We start from the raw sequence: 20,529 nt of genomic DNA on the forward strand, positions 1-20,529 counted from the left end.
TCTGCTTAATATTAAAGATTTCCATGTTTAAAGCTTGTATTTTATCAACTCAGTGCTGCTGGGTCATTTTTTCCTACTTAGTCTAAACTCCAGATTTTGAGAATGGAACCATTTATCTGCTGCCAACGATCTAGCCAATCTTTAACCTGAGATTCAGAAATTAAAAAGTCTTGTATTAATAATTCAATTCGCCCTATCTGTCGAGTTCCTAAATATATGGGCAGCATTCCTATAACAACAAAAATGACAAATAATCTGAATGAGTTTGAGACGAGACTTAGTAAAATTCCTACGACAAGGAGAATTCCTCCTATAATTTGTAAATTCCTCGCATTCTGTTTGCGACTTACAAGATTGAGTTTAGTTGATTTGCTACTTTCATAGAAGAAAATAATAAATGCCAAATTTACTATTAATGGAATAAAAATAGTTAATGATGTAACAAAGTTAATAGCCAAAAAAGGAGAAAGCCAGCCAAGTTGTGAAATTGACTTGGGATTTTTTCTTAGACGATTATCTAGAAAATAAAGCAGTTGCTTGGGTGTAAAGAATAAAGTGTTGTTTGCAGAAATGTCAGCGATCGCCTTTGCAAAAAAAGGATCGGTAATCTGAACATTACTCATACTAGTCGGTTCAAATGCAAAGAGATGATTGCATTTTATACACCGACCTTGATTAGCTGTCCGGTCTTTTAGTCTATTATCAGTTCCGCAGTTAATACACTTCATAATGGTTATTTGATGTTAGTTATCTAACACCTGATTTGTTAATAAAACACTGTAATCTTCCCGTTGGCGAATCAAGCGATGTATACCATTTTCTAGCAAGACTTCCGCAGGTTTGGGGCGGTGTAAAAAGTGAGACGACATGGCATAACCATAAGCACCGACATCTAGAATGGCAACGATATCGCCAATTTCTAACGCTGGGAGTTGACAATTTTTACCTAGATAATCTCGTGAATATGTAGTGTTACCACAAATATCAGTTGTGAATAGCGAGTGGGGAGTAGAGACGCGATTAATCGTGTCTCTACAAGAGTGGGGAATTGAAGATTTGTCTGTTTGCTTCCAAGTGATAATTTCGCGGTAGCCGCCGTGTACTGAGGGTACTGAAAGATTAGCAACGGTGGTATCAACTCCGACAATCTGTTTTTTTCCTTGCCATTTCACCGAAACAACTTGAGCAAGCATTGTTGCACATCCAGCGATCGCACTTCGTCCCGGTTCAATTACCAAATCAATTTTCCGTCCTAAACGAGTAATTCTCTCGGTTAACTCAGCCCCAAATATTTCCCAGTCAAAGGCTGTTTTTTTGTGGTGATAAGGATAGCCAAAACCACCACCAAAATCTAAATATTCCCAATCAGGTAACTTTTGTGCAATAGCGATTACCGTATCAATTACTTGGGTAAAAGCTGCTGTGGCGTTAGTTCCCGTCCCTCGATAGAAGTGTAAACCACTCAGCTTTAATCCCACCTCACCAGTTAAAGCGATCGCATCACCAAATTCCTCTGGACGTACACCAATGCGGCTATCTCCGGTAATTTCCGGCAAATTGAGACGTAAACCTAGCCGAATAGATTTTTCTTTGTGTTTGGGCAAAACTTCGCAGCACAACTGTAATTGAGCGAGGCTATCAAAATTGAGAGTTGTAACTCCCCAATTCAAGACTTGTATCATCTCAGCCTGATTCAAATTACTGCCGCTATAAACAATCTCACGAGGATCGAAACCAGCTTGCAATCCCAGATAAATATCTCCTGGCGTATTGGCGTGAAGTCCCCATCCAAAGGAGCGAAAAATTTTTAATAGCGCAATGTTGCCATTCGTAACACTGGCAAAGCGAAATTGCGTGCGCGGATAACTGACTGCTTTGGTAATCCGCTCAATAGTTTCGCGCAAGCGATCGCCATTATAAACATAAAGCGGAGAACCGTAGTTATTCAGTAACTCCTGAGCAAGTTCCCTGGAGAATGGGGGAGATGAGGAAATTAATTGCTCACTCATAACTCCTAACTCCTCACTTTTATCTAACCTTGCCATCGCTTGAAATTTCTCCATAGCCAACGATGTAACCAAAAGGGATGATCCCAAGACTGTTTAGTTATTTCTTCATTTAAAACGTGCGATCGCCAAAGTTGCCACATAATTAGTAACCAGAGTGTTTCACCAATCCGACGGCCTTGAATAGCTGCTCCTAGTTTGCCTTCAACGATTTGTGCTGCGATGTGAGGATAAAAGTGATTGTCAGCACGAAGTCTTTCTGGATTGAGCCAAATGCCGAGTTGATGCCAAAAATCATTTAAACACCAAGAAGTTAAAGGAACCCCCATACCCCGCTTTTGTCGCCAGACAATTTCGGGCGGAAGCCAGTTTTCTACAGCTCGTTTGAGGATATATTTTTCACAAGCACCCTGCAAACAGAGTTCTCCAGATAAACGGAATGTCCACTCAGCTAAAGGTAAATCACAAAAAGGCGATCGCACCCACAACCTATGAGCAAACGCCAATGCAGCCGCACGGGGATGAATATTCTGCGCTCCTTTGAGCATCAAACTAGCACGGCGGAGACGATGCAGTAAAGATGGACACTCGTTGCGATCTAAAGCTGCCAATAGCCAATCTTCAGGATGCAAATTTTCGATCTGTGCATAAATCTCCGGCTGATAAACTTGAGATTCGTATCCCCCAAGACGGTGAAAGGTGCGGAGATATTGTTGGATAAAAGTTTCTTGTCCGGCGGGATTTTCTGCTTGATAAACACCTGCGGCAATTAAGGGTTTGTTTGTCCAACCAGCAAATAATTGATCTCCACCTTCGCCGTTAAAAATTACCTGAGTTTCCTGACTCGCTCTTTGAGACAGGAGATACAACGGCACACACACGCCATCTCCAAACGGCAAATCTAATGCTTGCACAGTCGGAATTAGCGCATTCTTGATGGAACTAGGGGTTACTGCAACTTTAACAAGTGGAATTTTGAGAAATTGGGCGACTTGTTCAGAATATGGATATTCTGGAATCCCTGCGTTACCAAAATCTAAAGTGTAGGCGCGGACTTTCACCCCTGCTTGTACTAGCAGCGCCGCCACCACTGAAGAATCGAGTCCACCAGAGAGAAATACCCCAACAGGCTCATCCTTTAAATCTGCAATTTGTCGCTCAATGGAGTTTTTAAGGAGAGTTTGCAATTCGGTAATTGCTGTAGCTTCATCTGTTAACTGCTCTGGCGCTTCCCGCCATGAGTGGATTTTTTTAGATTCAGGCGATCGCAGCTTACCTGATTGGCGATCGCTCTGCCAAACTAATTCAGTTCCCGCCGTCACTGCAAACACTCCATTAATAGAAGTTAATGGTGTGGGAACGTAAGAAAAACAGCTATAGCCATATAACCCAGGAATGCTAACTTCTGACTGTTGCAAAATCGGTAAAATTAATTGCAGTTGGGATGCAAACCAAATTATTTGTCGTTGCTGAGTCCAATACAAAGGAACTCTTCCGAAAGGTTCTCTTCCCAAAACTAGGCAGTTGTTTTCTTGGATTACCCAAGCATCGGGTGAACTAAATAATCCTGATGCGGAGATGGCAGCAATTTGATTTTGTTGCGGTGGGGAATTGCCATCGATTCCTATGTAAACAACATTCCAGATGGGAAGAGAATAATTTTCCTGTGCAGAAAACTTCAAAATCTCTCCCCTTCTAAATGAGAGGTTTTCCAAAACACTAGTTAACAGCGCTTCCAACTCCTGTTGAGCGCCGTAACCCCAATAGCCAAGAAAGTGATGCGGGATACCCATCTAAACTATTTAACTTCAAAGGTTGCATCGCTAATCTGCCGACCTTCCAGGAACATCTGCACCTGCCAATTGCCAACAGTTGCAGCCGGATTAATAGTGTAGCGACACTGGGTATCCCAGACAGACGTATTAATCTCGCGGGTTTGATAGTTGTTTTGCTTGACAATTTGACCGCTTGGGTCAATCCAATTACAAGAGAGAGCCAGCTTTTTACCCAAAGGTGCATCCTTTAGAGTGACACGATACAACACTTCTGGATTGGTTTGGCGAGAAATTGTCTTTAAGTTGCCGCCATTATCTTGTGTCAAAGTGATGCGGTCTTGTTGAGTAGAAACACGGGAAAGTGTAGAACTTTGCTGCTGCATAAAAAATATTGTAGATGCAATGACAATTACTACAATTGCCACCACTCCAGAGGTAATCCATCGATTCCGGCGCTGTTGTACTTCCAATGCTTGACGGCGATTTAACTGAATCAGCGCTTCATCTAGTAACTCTGGAGGTAAATTCAACTCCTGTAAAATTTCTCTAACCTGCTGTTGGTCTAGTTCCGCTTCCCGACGCAATTGCAGACCTTCTACTTCTGTAACTATTTGTGATAATTGCTCTTGAGTCAGTCGCTGCGTCATAGCTTAACTCCTGTTGAAAAATTTGATTGCGATCGCTAAATCTCACTTTTGTAGGTACATCATAAGCTACAAAATAAAGTTGTTGCTTTTCGGATTTTTTAAGAGATACTTTTGTAAACACAGACGCGATGAATCGCTTCTCTACTTCTCACTCTTGTACAGACGCGATTCATCGCGTCTCTCCCAACTCAGCACTGATTATGACTCACGAACAACAAACCGCAATTGAAGGTATCTATGAAGTCTGTATCGGCATTCCAGAGCCAATTTCTGCAATTCACTATTGGGAGCAATTTGGCTATCGCATTGGTGAAGTGGGTGAATTAACCGCAGATGTAGCCTATCAATTATATGGGGTGAATTCGTCTTTACGCTCAATTCGCCTCTACCACCAAAATGCAGATCATGGTTTGATTAGGCTGATGGTTTGGCAAAATCCCACTAATGAAGGTTTGGGAATAGCGTCAATGAAAATTAAGGGAAATCGCTGGGCAACAAGTTTAACTGCGGATGTATTGAGTATTTTAAATCATATAGAGGATGCAAAGACCGCAGGTTTTCCTATTAGATACTCTAGCCCTTATTGGGAAGTCATTTACAACAAAGATAGAAAAAGCCGTCCTTTTCTTGAGCCAGCAGTTGGCGTGCGAGAAATGCTGCTATTACAACCGTTAGCTCGACAGGTTTTGTTTCAACGATTTGGCTATACGCTACCGCATTACGGACAAGTTAACCAGAATGCGCCTCTCAAGACTAGTCAGTTTACTCACATGGGAATCATCGTTCAAGATGATAGCAAAAAAAACCTGAAGTTTTATGAAGAAGTTTTGGGTTTGCTGCGCGTGCGTGATGATGTCGAAACTAGTTATGAATCTTCGCCCGCAGGTAAAGATATTTTTGATCTTAATCCTAATGAAAAGTTTATTGTCACTACCTTTGACGATCCTCGTTCTTCTAAGTCTGACCTGATGGCTACACGCAGTGGTAGACTTTATGTCGTTCGATTCCCAGAATCTATTAATTTAGAATCGCGCTTTGAGGCAGCCCAACCAGGTAGCTTTGGTATCTCTTTATATACCTATCGGGTTAAAGGAATACAGGAATATTGCGATCGCATCAAGGCAAGTACTGCAAAAAAAGTTACAGATATCATTATTAATGAATTTGGCGAGACGAGTTTCTCTTTTATTGCACCAGATGGTTATTTCTGGACTTTGCTAGAAGGTAATTAACTAGATATCTGACGAAAAAGGGCGATTTATCGCATCTTTAGCGATCTAGAATTTTCATCAAAAAACCTTAAGCGAACCGTATTGGCTTTGCGTCTATGCTGGTTCGTTTCTTATATAATTTGGCGCATCTTTATACAGAATTGGTATCAATACTGCTCGGTTAAGCATTTTAAATTAGAATTGGGTTTGGGGAAAAGGTTAAAGGGTAAAGGTTAAAAGTTTTTTCTTTCCCCTTTCCCCTTCCCCTTTTCCCCTTAACCGAGAAGTATTGGAATTGGTATTACCTGTAACTAATAAAATTAACATAAAATAACATAAATGGTATCACTTGTAACAACTAGAATTAACATTACGAAAAAGATACTTCTTGCAAAAGCCAAAAAACCGCCCTAAAATCAATTTCTGGGCGGCTCAAGTATTTTTGCAATAGTATTTTTGCACTAGATTAAAAAAAATTACCAATACCTCCTTCTTATTAGTTTAAATTTCTTGATTTCCACCAATAGACAATTGTTTTTTGCTATGTTTCAACTCTTTCCAAAGAGACTTAATCTGCTGATAAGCCTCTTCCTGAGATAATTTTCCCCCTGTCTCTAGGCAAGTGATGTAACTAATTTTTTGAGAGAATTCTTGGAGGTTGGCATTAAACACCAAATTCTCTGGCTGAAATTTACCATAATACCGACTACGAGGGTAAAGAAAGCTGTTTTTGTCTTGCGAGTTAGGTTGTGTCATAAGTTTTCTCTCTCTAATTCTTTCTTAAATTTATAAACTACAATTTATCTCTGTGTGTATATACACAGGATAAAATTCAAATTCCTGAAGAAAGAAGTTAATTTTTTAGTTCAATATTAGGATAAAGCAGAAGAACGGGTAATTAACTGTGGAAAATACTGAAATCAGCATTTCCTCTACCAAAAGGAGTAAGTGAAATAGCATTTTATAGCATTTTGCTGATTAAACTCGACTTCCTCAAATACGGCTCAAATAATATCATGCCCGCAGTATTAGTTATGATTACCATAGTCTTTAGCTAGGGTTGATAGCGAAGGCTAAAATAAAAGCCATCATCCTGAGCGTTATTACCGCGATCGCTCAGATCGATAAATGGAAATCCATAATCAAGCCGCAAAAAGAGATTATCAATTCCCATTGCTTGATTCCATATTAATCCTAAGCCTGCGCCTACTAAAAAAGTTTGATTGGGTAGCGGATTCGGGTTATCAGACTGATTCCAGACGGCTCCCATATCCACAAATGGCGCAAGTTGAATTGTCGATAATCCAGATTCATTGCGCTGTACCGTAAAGCGATCTTCGATCGCTACCCGAAATCCATTATCCCCAGAACGGATATTTTGGCGATATCCCCTTAGCGATTGTCCGCCGCCAATCACGAATTGCTGCGAAGGTAAAAGGCTATCTGGTGTAAGCTGCAAGTCTGCTTGGATGAGCAATAAATGATCGTTGCTGAGTTGCTGCACGCGCTGTACTTGACCTAGCCAACTGAAAAAGCGACCATCGGGTATGGGGTCATTGTTGATAGTTGCATCTAATATATCAACGCCAAAATTAAATTGCGATCGCAAAAACCAAGCTCCTTTTGGTTCGCGCCTGGTATAATCTTGACCAAATTTAATTACACTGGTGCGGCTAACGCCATTGGCATCAGGCCCAATCCCGAAGGGAGTTGCGAGGTTATCAAACAGGAAGGTTTGACCATCTTGATAGGTAAATCCTAAAGATAAGGCAAATTCTTCTCTAGGCGATCGCACCAATGGTTGACGATAATTGATTTCATAAAGATCCTGGTTGGCCCGAATGTCAAAGGCATCAAAGGGTGGCTCAGTAATTTCGTTGCGATTAAATGCTGCTCGAATCTGCACTTTGCCGTTCATGGCGTTCACGGGAACCTGATAACTAAAATCAAAGGCATCGGAACCACCAGAGAGTGTATGGTAATATGAGCCGGCTAACTCATCTCCCATACCGGTTAAATTGCGCGATCGCAATTCAACACCCAATCTTTCCGCTCCAATACTGGGAGGCGAATAATTATCTACACCCAAGCTACCAGTTAAAGTTTTTGCCTCTTCAACTCTGACAACGAGAATACTTTGACCAACCTTACCCGTTGGACGCAAACTCGCTTCTACATTGGTAAATAGGGGATCGAGTCGCAATAATTTCAACTGTTCTTCGAGCTTACCAGTATTGAGAGGAATACCAGCACCTAGTTGGATGCGACTGCGAATATAAGATGGGTTTAATCGCCGCGTCCCTTGGATATCAATCTCTGTCAAACGCCCTTCCAACACCCGAATCACCACAACACCATCTGCGCTACTAGATTGTTGAGTATCTGGAATTGCTCTGGAATTTATATAGCCTTTATTTAGGTAAAGCTGGGTAACGGCATCTGCGGCTTGTCTGATTTCTTCTAAAGTTAAGTCCCGTTCTTCAAACGGTTTCACTACTGGATTAAAATCATTTTCCTTAAAAACTGTGCTACCTACAACCTGAATTTTGCGAACCCGAATGCGTTGTGGTATCTTTGGTTGCGAGTTGGTTGCTGGAGTAGATTCTGTTTCCTGTACTATTTGTAACTCTGACTGACTGCTATTTTGAATTGAGTCAGGTGTAAAAATATTAGCTCTAGCTCTCAGTCCATTTGCAGTTACAATCCAGACCGCAGGCAAAATTAACAAGCTGCACCGAAAGCTGAAACTGTGCTTACTGCATTTAGTAATTGCCAAACTCCGCCAAGTGTCTAACTGATGAGATAAATAGACAATTCTTTGCTGAGTCGTTGCTCTAGGCTGAACACCAGTTTCTGTTTCTTTTCTCATTTCTCTTCAGTGGAGTGCCTTATATAACGACTGGGCTGATTTTGATTTTGGAGTATGTTATGGCTGTATGAGTATTTCAATATCATATTTTTGATATTCAAATTTCAAAAGATTTGTAACTAAAACTATAATTAACAGCAATTTCTTCTAAGTGATAGCCCTTAGCATTATATTGTGGTAACAGGTAGAAAACTTGGGAAAACTTCGATGTCACCACTGATTTCCATTGTCATCGTCAATTACAATCGGGAGTCTTACCTTAAAGAAGCGATCGCTAGCGTCTTAGCGCAGACATGGCAAAACTTTGAGTTATTGATTTGGGATAATGGTTCTACAGATGGATCGGTGGCGATCGCTCGCGCTTATGCTCAAAAAGATGGGCGAGTGCAGGTGGTGGAGGCAGACAATCAAGGAGTTGCTGCGGCTTGTAAGGCAGCGATCGGTCAAACTAGCGGCACTTACGTCGGTATATTAGACAATGATGATATCCTTGCCCCCACAGCTCTTGCTCAAACCGCTACAGTCCTCAACCGCCACCCAGAAACGGGATTTGTTTACACCGACTACTTAAATATCGATCCAAACGGCAAAGTTATCGGTTATGGCGATCGCTGTGACATTCCTTACTCTCAATCAGGTCTGTTGGTAGATTTCATGACTTTCCACTTCCGCTTAATGCGGCGATCGGTTTACGACCGAGTGGGAGGTGTTAACGAATCGTTCTCTTGCTGTGCCTATGATTATGACCTATGTCTGCGACTTTCAGAAGTAGCCCAAGTGCGCCGAGTCAAAGAGCCACTCTATTTCTACCGAAATCATTCTCAAAGCATCTCTGTTACTAGACAAAAAGAACAAATACTCTGGTCTAAGAAAGCGATCGCTCAAGCACTTTGGCGGCGCGGATTAGCAGACAAGTTACAAATCGATGTAGAATTACCCACAAGTCGCTTCATATTACGGCGCAAAAAACCTCTATTACACAACATCGCCGCTTCAGTCTTAGTTATTACCTCGTTGGTAAGCCCCAAATTAGCCCAAGCACAACAAATAGTTCCTGCTAAGGATGGGACAAACACAATTGTGACTCCCAACGGCAATCGACTTGATATCACTGGCGGCACAACTTCTAAAGATGGTGCAAACCTCTTTCACAGCTTTCAACAGTTTGGGATTTCACCAGAACAAATCGCCAACTTTCAAGCTAGTCCGGCGCTGCAAAATATCCTTGGTCGAATTACAGGCGGGAATGCCTCGGTTATCAATGGCTTACTTCAGGTGACAGGTGGCAATGCTAACCTTTTCTTGATGAATCCAGCCGGATTTATTTTTGGGGCAAACGCCAGTTTAAATGTGCCTGGTGCTTTCACAGTGACAACAGCTAATGGCATTGGTTTTGGTAGCAGTTGGTTTAACGCTATCGGTGTTAATGACTACATAAATTTAGTTGGAAACCCCAACGGATTTGCCTTTAGTATGAACCAGCCAGGAGCGATCGCAAATGCTGGAAATTTGGCAGTAGGTGCTGGGCAAAGTTTGAATTTATTAGGCGGTACTGTAGTCAACACCGGGCAACTTTCAGCACCCGGAGGGCAGATTGCCGTTACATCAGTACCAGGACAAAATTGGGTGCGTCTCAGTCAGCCAGGAAATTTGCTGAGTCTAGAAATTCAGCCCCTCGCCTCTAGTAGCAACCAACCCAATAATTGGACAATTCCCATTGCATCTTTACCAGAACTGCTCACAGTTGGTAACACAGGGTTAACTGCCAATCCTGATGGAACTGTAAAATTAACAAACTCCAATGTCACAATTCCAATAACTCCAGGTACAACAATTGTTTCTGGAACAGTGAATGCAGCGAGTCAAACAGGCGGTATGGTAACTGCTTTGGGTAAAAAAGTCGCGGTGATTGATGCCAATATTAACGCCTCTGGAAATAATGGCGGCGGTACTGTGCTAATTGGTGGCGATTATCAAGGTAAAGGGACTTTACCCAACGCAGATCGGACTTATGTGGACTCAAACTCCGTCATTAATGCTGATAGTAATTTGAATGGAAACGGCGGACGGGTAATTGTTTGGGGTAACGACACAACTCAGTATTTTGGTAACATCTCGGCTCGTGGAGGAGCAAATGCTGGAAATGGTGGTTTTGTAGAAGTATCAGGCAAAAATTTCTTAAATTTTAACGGTTTAGTAGATACTTCAGCCGTCAATGGTAACTTTGGTACTTTATTGATAGACCCCAGCACATTGACAATTATCGATGGTACAGCAGGGACAGGTGATTTTGATGGTACAGCAGGCAATATTGCCTTTGGCGATGCAGATATTGGGGCTAACACTGTTTCATGGGGTGCGATCGCAGCTTCCGGTGCAAATATCAACTTACAAGCCACAGGCAACATTACCATCAATGACATCACCGGAGCTACACCTGGAGTCACTACTGCTGGTGTCGCTACATTAAATTTGGGTGCTGGCGGTAGCTTCAGCCTCTCCTCACAAACTGGTTCTGTAAACTTTGTCAATCCCACTAACACAATCGAGACAACTGGGGGAGCGATTAACATTTCTGGAGCTAGTTTATCACTGGGCAATCTCAATACAACTACTGATTTTTCTGGCAATAGTGGCAATGTCAACTTGTCTGCGACTAGCGATATCGTTGCGGGCAATATTATCGCCAGTGGCCAAGGCTACTTGGCAGGTAATATTACAGTCACAAGCAGCAGTGGTGGAATTACTCTAAATAATCTCGATACCAGCAACACTGAAGGGTTTAATACTATTAATACTGCTGGAACAATCAGTTTGAGTGCCGCAGGCAATATCCTCACAGGTAGGATTGATGCTTTTTCAAATGATGCTGATGGCTCAGGTAACGCTGGCGATGTAGTCGCAACAACCACAGGCGGCAGTATTACCACAGGGGCGATTAACTCGTCTGTAGTCAAGAACTTAGGTGGCGATTTTATCGGCACAGCTGGCGCGATTAATTTAACTAGCAGAGATAATATCACCGTTAATGACGGCATAAACGCCTCAGCGATCGCGCTTGAAGTCGATGGTACGGGAAATCTTACAGCTGGGAACGTTACTTTACAGACTACCAATACATCTGGTAGCAATATTCGTTTTACCAACATCAACACCCAAGCGATCGCAGACGATTTTGTTGATGGAAATACTGTTCAAGGTGGCAATGTGCAAGTGCTAACCAACGGATTGATTCAAGGAACAGGAACAGGTAATGCGATCGCAACTGGTGGATTTTTTACTAGTGCAGATGGTACTAACGTTCAACCTTTAACAGGAGGTACTGTTAGCATTCGCCATGATGGCGGCCCAAACAATGTAGATTTTATTGTCGGTGATGCAAGTGTCAATGGTACAGCAGGGTCAATTAATACAGGTGACAATTCAATAATCGCTAATAGCTTTCCAGTCTTGCCAAATGGCGGAGATGCTAGCGGTACACCAACCAACATCACCATTACATCTGTCAATACCCCGCCGACATTAACAGCAAACTCATCGCTACCCGATACCCAGACTAATCAACCTGTTACCTTAACATTCTCTAGTTTGGTTCCGCTGGTCAGCGATGTTAATAATGACATCACCTCCATCAAGGTCGATGTCGTGAATACGGGAAACATCACTGTCAATGGCGTTCCCGTCATCCCTGGTGTTACAACCTTATCTAGCGGCGATACTTTGGTGTATACACCTCCGGCAGATACCAATGGGTCACTAAATGCTTTTGTAATTAGTGCAAATGACGGCGTTTCCTCTTCTGCACCTGTACAGATAGGAATCAACGTTAGTCAAACTCCTACTCCGAATCCTGAGACTCCAAATCCTGAGACTCCAAATCCTGAAACTCCAAATCCTGAGACACCGAATCCTGAAACTCCAAATCCTGAAACTCCAAATCCTGAGACACCGAATCCTAAACCTCCAAATCCTGACCCCTGCACATTCCAATGCAATCTACCAAGTAAACCGAATAACCCTGTCCTCAATAATCCTAAGATTGATAACCCCATTCTTAATACCGACCCCACTCCCGAAGACAATTTCACAGATGATTTTGCCGACCATTTAGGCATACCTAGCCCTAAAATCAAAACACTAGATGATGCCAAAGAAATTGCTCGCAAAATTGAAGAGGCTACTGGTGTAAAACCTGCGTTTATCTACATCAGTTTTGTCCCTGTGGAAATTCTACCAGAGGGAAATTTAGGTAAAGCTCAAAAATTTACGAAACAGTTAAATACCGTAGCAGAAAAAGATACCGACCAACTAGAAATAGTAGTAGTAACCGGAAAAGGCAATCCTATCCGCAAGCGCATCCCAGAAACAACTAAAGCCAAAGTTCTCCAAGTAGCTCAAGAATTTCGTGACCAAATCGTTAGTCCACAAAATCGCCGTCGCACCGGTTATTTGCGTTCATCTCAACAACTTTATCGCTGGATTATTGCACCACTAGAAGCAGATTTACAGGCGAGAGAAATCAACAATCTGGTCTTTTTACCAGACATTGGGTTACGCTCAACCCCAATGGCAGCACTTCACGATGGTAAGGGATTTCTAGTAGAAAAATACAGTATTGGCTTAATGCCTAGTCTTAGTCTGACTAATACCCTCTATAAAGACATCAAAAAATCTCAAATTTTAGCGCTGGGAGTTTCTCAAAGTACTCAGGGACAAGAGCCTTTGCCAGCAGTCCCCCTGGAGTTATCAACACTAGTATCTAAACTCTGGCAGGGCAAATTATTATTAGATAAGCAAGCCACCTTAGAAAATCTCAAAACGATCCGCCGCCAACAACCTTTTGGAATTATTCACATGGCAACCCATGCCGATTTTGCTACGGGTGCTTTGAGTAATTCCTATATTCAACTGTGGGAAGACAAGTTACGCTTGAACCAATTAAGACAGTTGCGTTTGAATGAACCTGAAGTTGAAATGCTCGTGCTGAGTGCTTGTAGAACAGCTTTAGGGGATGAAGAATCCGAACTGGGATTTGCGGGTTTAGCAGTGTTGGCAGGTGTGAAAACTAGTGTTGCTAGTCTTTGGTCGGTTAATGATGCTGGCACAGCAGCGTTGATGACAAAATTTTATGAGAACTTAAAGACAGCTCCAATTAAGGCAGAAGCTCTAAGACTTGCTCAAGTAGCTATGGTCAAAGGGCAAATCTATGTCAAGGATGGACAAGTGCAAGGTCTAGGAGGAGTTGGGAATTTGCCTTTACCTGCTGACAGTGCTGATGAATCACTTATGCATCCTTATTATTGGGCTGGATTTACAATGGTTGGGAATCCTTGGTGAAGATAGGGAATATGAAGTCTTGAAGAAGGCAGGAGGCAGGAGGCAGGGGGAAAGAGGGTTTCCTGGTTTTTGCACAGATGTGGGAATTATAACTAATTAGGCGGACATGATATTAAACCGCTGTTTCCTTTGGTCGCGGCAGGAAACAGTGTTGCGACAACGCTCAACAACCGAGCAGTTTTCCTCCTGCCTCCTTAATAAATCGAGCGACGTACTTCTAGTGGATACTACGGTTGAAAGATGTGTCTTCTTGCAGATGAACGCTACAATCTATCAGAAAATCAAGAAGTAGTTAAATCCAGAGTGGCTTCATGACGGCTAATTTAACACCTAAAGCGGCATTTGACTTTATTAACGTGCTATCCCAGGCTGCGGCTAAGTATAGAGAACCGAAAAGTATACGCCCTAGTGCTGAAATATTAGTAAAGGCATTGCTCCAAGCAGAAAAAACTGCCAAACAACAAAAGTTGACTTATCCGTTTGAGTTTCTGCTCGGTAAATGGCAACTTTGCTTTGTTACTGGCACTAAGAAAAACAGAGGTAGCGGCGGAATTGTATTAGGTAACGGTTTCTATGTACCTAAGTTTATGGCAATCCATGTTTCCTTTAATGCCACTTTGGAACAGGATTCAGACAGAGGCGAAATTGCTAATCAGGTTGAGCTTAACCCAGTTTCATTGAAACTCACAGGGCCAGTGCAATATTTTGGGAAGAAAAATTTATTGGCCTTTGACTTTAACCAGATGATTATCAGTTTGTTTGGTCGTGTTATTTACAACAGAGAAATCCGTGCTGGTAAAGTGCAAACAGAAGATTTCTACAAACAACCTATAGCTAAACTACCCTTCTTTGGCTTCTTTTTAGTCACAGAAGATTTCATTGCAGCTCGCGGTCGTGGGGGAGGATTAGCATTTTGGATTCGAGAAACTTAAAGATGCTTGCAGGAAATCAGGAAGTCTTGCTGAAGGCAAAAGGAAAAAGGATTTGACTTATTTGTTTGATTTGTAGCAAGTGGTGCAACGTTTTTTACAAATCAAACAAATACTTCAGATCGTCTGAGCTTGATTACTTAGGGGGTGATAGAGTTCGCCTGATTTGGTCTTTTATCTTGCCTTATCAGAGAAGTATATGCTACTATTGATAACTGTGTGGTTAAGGACGTATAGCTCAGTTGGTTAGAGCGCTACGTTGACATCGTAGAGGTCACTGGTTCGAATCCAGTTACGTCCATTATTGTTGTACAGTGACTAATTATTTGTCGTCGGTGACAGATTAGTGTCGTTGGGACTAATTATCTGTCGTCGGGACAAATTGATGTCGTTTAACTGCCAGTGACAAATTAATGTCATTTATTTACAGATACTATAGCGATAATGTCAACGTAGCGCTCTCTTTCAACCCTCCCTAATAAAAATTATGATAACCCACCCAGTAGCTGGAGGGTTATTGCGACAAGCGATCGCCGGGATGCGCCAAGTAGAACTTGAAGGTAGCTTTCAACCCACCCAGTAGCTGGAGGGTTATTGCGACTCTGGATATACAGAAGAAAAATGCTGGGATGAAGCCTTTCAACCCACCCAGTAGCTGGAGGGTTATTGCGACCCACCAAGTTTCAAAATATTGTGGAGCAATGTTTCTAGATGTCCTGAGCGCGAATGTCTGCCAATTTACTATCTGAGCCTCAGTCTCAAAAATTATTTCTTGATGAAAAAACGATGAAATCCAGGCTGGATAAGGAATTTGGCAATCGCGCAGATATCTGAAAAATATTGCCCCAATTTCACCTCTTCAGATGAAAAATTGGGGAGGGTTCCCCCTTGATTGGGGGTGATTGAGTAGCCACTACAGCAGTACATCCGCGCCCTTATTGCTGGGAGCGCACCTATCCTGTCCGAAGACAGCAGCATCAGGGTGAGCAGCTACTAGGGTCAGAAAGCAAGACTGTATTTCTACAGTCAAACTAACCCTCATTTAACACAATTCAGAGGCTGCAAGCAGCATGAACTGCGGCGCTATTTATTATTTTATTGTTAAGGTTCAGATATGTGTCAACTTCGCCTAGCTAGACGGAGATTGTAAGCAGAAAGTGCTAATTTCTTTGCTTGTTCATTGGGACTGCCTCGAATAGGTTGTTTTCCCTCTTCAATCATGATTCCTGCCTGAGCAGCTTTACTTTGAATGCTTTGAATTAACCTGCCATAACTCCAGGAATGAACATTAATCCGATACTGTTTGGCATATTTTTGCTGCATTTCTACGTAGCCTGGACATTTTGCTTCGGCTATGGCTTGAATTTCACTTTGGAGAATCTCTCGCATATCCCCTAACTTAGGCAAAACGATGCTGCCAGCTTTATGGGTTTGTGCGATCGCTACAATTTCTTTAGCTAATAATCTGTCTACATACTGCCCTAATTCAGATGCCCCAAATTGATTGGGAGAGAAACTTTTTTGTGCTTTGTGGCGATCGTGGGATAACGATCGCTGTTGTCGTCTCTGGCGATTCAGGAGTTCGTAATTGTCACCAAGTAGCTGACGAACACTCCGGTATGCCAGAACTTTATTAGTGATCGCATCTATTACAGCCACCGTGGCAGGTTTTTCTAGTCTCAGGCTGACTCCAACCAAAATGTGTGATTGACCTTGGTATAGTGGTTGAGTAGGACGCTCAAAGCTATTATTGATTCGAGTAAGTGTTGATTCTTTACGTTTAATAAAAGCTTTCTGTGTATCCTTTAGGTCACTTTTTTCCTTCATCTTGGTGATGAATTTACTAATTTCATCTGCTTTCTCTTGACGAACCTGTTCTGTTCCTTCAGCAGTCCATAGGCGATTGTCAACACAACAATAGAGGGTCAATCGGTTAAGGTTCCAAGGTTCGCCCTTACCCTCTCCTTCATGCCAAACTAGATGACCATTTCTGAGAGTGAATAAGCTACTGGAATGCAGGTTTTTGCTTTGGCGTTTAGTTTGTTGATCTTCTAGGAAACGTTGAAACCAGTGAAGTTGGCGATTGTCGCAGTATACCTCAAAGCTAAGATCGCTCAATCCATTGAAGTGAACACACAACCTACCTTTTTGATTCTTTGACCAAACCATATCCTCATTCGTTTCAAAAACAAAGGGGAATGGAAGAGAACTTGGTCGAGTTAATAGAATATCCTGCCAGCGCTTGGCTTCGGCGTTATCTTCAGGAAAGGTGGTTGTAGCAGTGAAGAGTGTCTCTAACCATTTACCATTGGTCAAATCTCGACCTTTAGGCATCCGACTTGTTAACTTTTCGGTAAGCCTTTGAATTTGGATTTCAACTTGACGACGACGTTTGGCAAATTTTTCTGGATTTTCCTGAATATCCAAAAATTTGCAGCCATTTTTCAGCAGATAGCTTATAGCGCTGCGGCTAAGGATGTCTTCTGTCTCTTGATAAGCATCAAATAATGTATTGAACAAACTACGTTTAGGACTAAAAGAAGAGGGTTTTTTAGCTTTGTTGCTCTTTTTCCCATTAAATAGAGAGTTATCATAGCCAGATGCTGGCGTAGCTATTGCAAGAATTTCCGCTGCTTTGGTACGAATAGCCTGCAAACTGGAACCGCTAGTTTCCACAAGTTCAGCATCGCTGTTGAGCATTTCTAGCCAGCGTATCTTTCCGTCTAACTGCTGCTGTAGCCGTTTCTGTATAGCCAGCCAAGACTTATAGATGTAGTCCACAATATGAATTGCTGACATATATAAACGGCTGGGTTGTCCTGCAAAGCGAAGGTCTGTTTTGAGAGCTTGGCATAGTTGACTAACAATAGTGGTAGGAAGCTTGCCTTTTTGCCGCCATGTCTCGAAGTTAGGGTCTTGACCAACCAGTTGAAGTAGTTCGTTAATTAAGGGGGTGTTAAAATTTGCCATCAACTTCCAAAGCTTCTGGCGGCTTGATTCTGATGCAATTAGGCGAGTTTGAATAGTAATTTGGCTCATGAAAAAATAGTAAAGGATAAATTCAGTATGTGTTGTTAAGAAACGTTATTTTATTCTGATAAATGCTATAATATGGAGCAAATTTATGGAAGAAAAGTTTTACACAAGTACGCAAGCGTCTGAAATCACTAACTGCTCTCGTCGGCAGTTACAGCATTGGCGAGATAGAGGAGTTGTTTTGCCAACCGTGAACACGACGGGAAAAGGACGTAATGTTTACTATTCGGTAAATGACCTGTTGGAATTAGCTGTGATGGAGTATTTACTCTCAATAGGTTTAAATTTTGAAATTTGCCAAGAAGCTTTAAATATCCTGCGAGAAAAAGAGCCGTGGTTGTTTGAGGAGTTTGTTCCTCAAGAAAAGATGAAACGCCTGATGCTCTTATCTGCCCGTTCTCAAGAGCAGCCGTTGAAACTAGTAGATTTTGACAAACAAGCAGCACTTGAGGCAATATGTCAAGGACAAGCTGTTATTCCTTTTTGGAGCGATGTATTGCATCAACGATTAAAGAAAAATCTTAAAAGTTTAAGTAGTTAGTTTTTTATTGAATTTACAGGTGCGACAGGCGTTCGCCTTCTTGATTTTGAGTGCTGTACTAAGTGGGTATGCAAAAAAATATAGATTGTCATTGCTACTTAAAAGTTTAGAACCAGCTTAATAAACTAGTTGCTGAAGCTGATATCAACTATCAACAAAAGTTCAAATTCTTTCCACTATCGTTATCAGCCGTTTTCTCACAGTTAGTGCATTTTTTCGATTAATTGGAGAAATTCCCTAACCACTTCATGGGGCTTATCCTCACAGTTTTTAGCATCAAAGCGCTGAATTACTCTGATACCATGATGCTGAAAAAAGCGTTCTCGTCCTTGTTCATCTACTCGTGTCAATGGAGTATGGTAGGGGCCATCAACTTCCATAAGACCCCATTTACCGTGATGGCAAACTAAAAAGTCAGGTTCTAGATTACGTCTACCTGTTGGCGTATTGAGCCGAGTTAGGCAAAGGGGTAAGAAGAGAACACCAGCCTCATCAAGCGCCTTTGCAATTTCTATTTCGTTCTTAGAGCGAAACCTTAGCCCTTCCCAATGATAAATTCGCCAAGTTGGGTTAAACCGAATACCTTGGTTATTAACAACTTTTCCAGGTATTTTTGCTCCATCCAACATTGCGCCAGACAAATTAGCCCCATTAAGTTTTGCACCAGAAAAGTCTGCCTCTCTCAAATCAGCGCCTGCTAAGTTGGCGTTAGTCAAATTTGCATTCACAAAATCTGCTTCTCTCAAATCAGCGCCCTGAAAAAATGCTCCTCTCAAGTCTGCGGCTCTCAAACACGCCTCTGTGAGTAACGCCCCTTTAAAAGATGTCTCCGTCATTTTACATTGAAATAAAACAGCTTTCTGTAAATTCGCACCATCTAGACAGGCTTTGCTCATATTTCCGCCATACCAGTCTACTCCGCTTAGGTCTTTTCCTTGAAGCTGTGCTCCAGGTAAGCATACTCTCCAAAATTCTCTTTCATCTATGTCTAGAAGTTTTGCTACAAGTTCACTAGGATTAGAAAGCATAAAAAACTTTAATCTTTAATTTCTCTGTTGTAAAAGCCTGTAAATCTGTTGTTTTAAGAGAATTCACAGTAAATCCCTCTTTAACTAGGATTAAACAATAGCCATCCTAATTAAGAATGGCTATTAAAGAAATGTCAGAATTATATTGACATTTAGATTAAAATATGGATTTGCTTTCCTCACTTGACCTAGCTTTGGGAGTTAGTTGTATGAGAGTCCTTCTCAGTTTGACTTGAGGAACAAAGCTTGTTGAAGAGATTAGGAGGAATCTGTTCAAAATGCTCAAGCAAAAAATCCATTAAAGCGAGATTACGTAAGTCTAGTGTTAGCGGAGGCCGATAGTTGCGACCTCTTCTAAACCAGCGTTGCACCGTAGGAAGCGATCGCGAACAAATCAAGGCAAGTATTTCGTAGTTTACCTGCCACTTGGAGTAAAACTGCCGAGGAGTCATTCCTAGTTGACAGTTAGCGTAGAGTTGGATTAGTTGTTGCTCTCGCTCCGTTAAAGGACGAGCATTTTTCATAAACCTTTTTCTGATGTTAAAGGCTCTAAGTCTTCTTCCCAAGCAGTGTCTGCACCTGTCCAGGCTGCGCTGGGGCTATCTTTAGCTAACCAAATCAGGTAGCGCCACATCCAACAGCAGCGATGAGGTGCAAAGCTGTAAAATCTCCCGATCGCAATCCCCCAATCTGTGCGATCATTAGACGAAACCCACCGTAGTTTGTCGCCGTACAAAAAGCTAGGTGTTTCGACGTTTGGGAAATGGCTTGGTAAATCAATCGACTGTGGCGGGATTTCTACATTAATTTGGCTCAACAGTGAATCTGATTTGCCTTGCTGAATGGCACTTAAATAACTGGCAATTAGATTATCTTCTAGGCTATGAGTTAGCCTTTGGATGAGTATGGCTACTAGGTTTTCTAGCTCTTGTTTCTCCACCAAGTATGCTGCATCAAAATCTGGATCGGAAAAATTGCTTAACCGTGATAGTAGCTCTGTAATGCCAAAGTCATCCAAAGCCTGTTGATAAGTATCCAAGCGATCGCGTTGAGCGCTCACAGGTTTTACCATAGATAAAATCTCCTTGAATGGGGAAACCATAAGCCAGCGTCAGCCGTGGAAAGTTGGGCGCTGGCTTTTGGTGTTTTT

14 protein-coding genes and 1 tRNA gene are annotated in these 20,529 nt (G+C 42.0%); 5 read left to right on the forward strand and 10 right to left on the reverse strand.

The annotated features are described in order from the left end of the window. Nucleotides 1-77: 77 nt before the first annotated feature. The 4 genes from V7K45_RS06485 to V7K45_RS06500 form a co-directional block, all read right to left on the reverse strand. The gene (locus V7K45_RS06485) at nt 78-623 is read right to left on the reverse strand and encodes a hypothetical protein (RefSeq protein ID WP_335001533.1); all 546 of its coding nucleotides are present in this window, start codon (nt 621-623) and stop codon (nt 78-80) included. Between the two features lie 120 nt (nt 624-743). Next, complete coding sequence (locus V7K45_RS06490; protein ID WP_335001535.1) at nt 744-2,009, reverse strand: diaminopimelate decarboxylase family protein; 1,266 nt, start codon at nt 2,007-2,009, stop codon at nt 744-746. A gap of 23 nt (nt 2,010-2,032) precedes the next feature. Further along, on the reverse strand, nt 2,033-3,799 hold the full coding sequence (locus V7K45_RS06495) for an asparagine synthetase B family protein (RefSeq protein ID WP_335001540.1): 1,767 nt from the start codon (nt 3,797-3,799) through the stop codon (nt 2,033-2,035). 5 nt (nt 3,800-3,804) lie between these two features. Continuing rightward, complete coding sequence (locus V7K45_RS06500; RefSeq protein WP_335001542.1) at nt 3,805-4,428, reverse strand: DUF3859 domain-containing protein; 624 nt, start codon at nt 4,426-4,428, stop codon at nt 3,805-3,807. 200 nt (nt 4,429-4,628) lie between these two features. On the opposite strand from V7K45_RS06500, the gene V7K45_RS06505 reads away from it, so the two are divergent. Continuing rightward, a complete protein-coding gene (locus V7K45_RS06505) occupies nt 4,629-5,660 on the forward strand; it encodes a VOC family protein (RefSeq protein ID WP_335001728.1) in 1,032 nt (343 codons plus the stop codon). Nucleotides 5,661-6,140: 480 nt separating this feature from the next. Here V7K45_RS06505 and V7K45_RS06510 read toward each other — a convergent pair whose 3' ends face one another. Next, nucleotides 6,141-6,395, reverse strand: coding sequence for a DUF7219 family protein (locus V7K45_RS06510; protein WP_335001544.1), 255 nt, complete (start codon nt 6,393-6,395; stop codon nt 6,141-6,143). 298 nt (nt 6,396-6,693) lie between these two features. Then, a complete protein-coding gene (locus V7K45_RS06515) occupies nt 6,694-8,508 on the reverse strand; it encodes a ShlB/FhaC/HecB family hemolysin secretion/activation protein (RefSeq protein WP_335001546.1) in 1,815 nt (604 codons plus the stop codon). A gap of 207 nt (nt 8,509-8,715) precedes the next feature. Here V7K45_RS06515 and V7K45_RS06520 point away from each other — a divergent pair, with 207 nt between their 5' ends. The 3 genes from V7K45_RS06520 (at nt 8,716) to V7K45_RS06530 (ending at nt 15,075) form a co-directional block, all read left to right on the forward strand. Then, nucleotides 8,716-13,845 (forward strand): CHAT domain-containing protein, encoded by a 5,130-nt coding sequence (locus tag V7K45_RS06520; RefSeq protein ID WP_335001548.1) that lies wholly within the window; start codon nt 8,716-8,718, stop codon nt 13,843-13,845. Nucleotides 13,846-14,156: 311 nt separating this feature from the next. Next, complete coding sequence (locus V7K45_RS06525; protein ID WP_335001550.1) at nt 14,157-14,777, forward strand: hypothetical protein; 621 nt, start codon at nt 14,157-14,159, stop codon at nt 14,775-14,777. A 224-nt stretch (nt 14,778-15,001) separates the two neighbouring features. Then, nucleotides 15,002-15,075, forward strand: a tRNA-Val gene (locus V7K45_RS06530). Between the two features lie 818 nt (nt 15,076-15,893). On the opposite strand, the gene cas12k is transcribed toward V7K45_RS06530, so the two are convergent. Then, on the reverse strand, nt 15,894-17,813 hold the full coding sequence (cas12k, locus tag V7K45_RS06535; RefSeq protein ID WP_335001552.1) for a type V CRISPR-associated protein Cas12k: 1,920 nt from the start codon (nt 17,811-17,813) through the stop codon (nt 15,894-15,896). Nucleotides 17,814-17,898: 85 nt separating this feature from the next. On the opposite strand from cas12k, the gene V7K45_RS06540 reads away from it, so the two are divergent. Beyond that, nucleotides 17,899-18,351, forward strand: coding sequence for a MerR family transcriptional regulator (locus V7K45_RS06540; protein ID WP_335001554.1), 453 nt, complete (start codon nt 17,899-17,901; stop codon nt 18,349-18,351). A 203-nt stretch (nt 18,352-18,554) separates the two neighbouring features. On the opposite strand, the gene V7K45_RS06545 is transcribed toward V7K45_RS06540, so the two are convergent. From V7K45_RS06545 to V7K45_RS06555, 3 genes are all read right to left on the reverse strand, one after another. Continuing rightward, complete coding sequence (locus V7K45_RS06545) at nt 18,555-19,379, reverse strand: pentapeptide repeat-containing protein (RefSeq protein WP_335001556.1); 825 nt, start codon at nt 19,377-19,379, stop codon at nt 18,555-18,557. Nucleotides 19,380-19,567: 188 nt separating this feature from the next. Beyond that, nucleotides 19,568-19,903, reverse strand: a complete 336-nt coding sequence (locus V7K45_RS06550) for a helix-turn-helix domain-containing protein (RefSeq protein ID WP_335001558.1) — start codon at nt 19,901-19,903, stop codon at nt 19,568-19,570. Next, nucleotides 19,900-20,451, reverse strand: coding sequence for a hypothetical protein (locus tag V7K45_RS06555; RefSeq protein WP_335001560.1), 552 nt, complete (start codon nt 20,449-20,451; stop codon nt 19,900-19,902). Before V7K45_RS06555 ends, V7K45_RS06550 begins: the two co-directional genes overlap by 4 nt. Nucleotides 20,452-20,529: the final 78 nt, after the last annotated feature.

It is taken from the genome of Nostoc sp., from assembly GCF_036917375.1.
In the GTDB taxonomy this organism is placed as follows: Bacteria; Cyanobacteriota; Cyanobacteriia; order Cyanobacteriales; family Nostocaceae; genus Nostoc.

Excerpts from the sequence above, each read along its gene's own strand:
- V7K45_RS06540 (WP_335001554.1), top strand. The coding sequence starts at position 17,899 with ATGGAAGAAAAGTTTTACACAAGTACGCAAGCGTCTGAAATCACTAAC.
- V7K45_RS06505 (WP_335001728.1), top strand. The coding sequence starts at position 4,629 with ATGACTCACGAACAACAAACCGCAATTGAAGGTATCTATGAAGTCTGT.
- cas12k (WP_335001552.1), bottom strand. The coding sequence starts at position 17,813 with ATGAGCCAAATTACTATTCAAACTCGCCTAATTGCATCAGAATCAAGC.
- V7K45_RS06515 (WP_335001546.1), bottom strand. The coding sequence starts at position 8,508 with ATGAGAAAAGAAACAGAAACTGGTGTTCAGCCTAGAGCAACGACTCAG.
- V7K45_RS06510 (WP_335001544.1), bottom strand. The coding sequence starts at position 6,395 with ATGACACAACCTAACTCGCAAGACAAAAACAGCTTTCTTTACCCTCGT.
- V7K45_RS06495 (WP_335001540.1), bottom strand. The coding sequence starts at position 3,799 with ATGGGTATCCCGCATCACTTTCTTGGCTATTGGGGTTACGGCGCTCAA.
- V7K45_RS06520 (WP_335001548.1), top strand. The coding sequence starts at position 8,716 with ATGTCACCACTGATTTCCATTGTCATCGTCAATTACAATCGGGAGTCT.
- V7K45_RS06545 (WP_335001556.1), bottom strand. The coding sequence starts at position 19,379 with ATGCTTTCTAATCCTAGTGAACTTGTAGCAAAACTTCTAGACATAGAT.
- V7K45_RS06490 (WP_335001535.1), bottom strand. The coding sequence starts at position 2,009 with ATGAGTGAGCAATTAATTTCCTCATCTCCCCCATTCTCCAGGGAACTT.
- V7K45_RS06525 (WP_335001550.1), top strand. The coding sequence starts at position 14,157 with ATGACGGCTAATTTAACACCTAAAGCGGCATTTGACTTTATTAACGTG.
- V7K45_RS06500 (WP_335001542.1), bottom strand. The coding sequence starts at position 4,428 with ATGACGCAGCGACTGACTCAAGAGCAATTATCACAAATAGTTACAGAA.
- V7K45_RS06555 (WP_335001560.1), bottom strand. The coding sequence starts at position 20,451 with ATGGTAAAACCTGTGAGCGCTCAACGCGATCGCTTGGATACTTATCAA.
- V7K45_RS06550 (WP_335001558.1), bottom strand. The coding sequence starts at position 19,903 with ATGAAAAATGCTCGTCCTTTAACGGAGCGAGAGCAACAACTAATCCAA.
- V7K45_RS06485 (WP_335001533.1), bottom strand. The coding sequence starts at position 623 with ATGAGTAATGTTCAGATTACCGATCCTTTTTTTGCAAAGGCGATCGCT.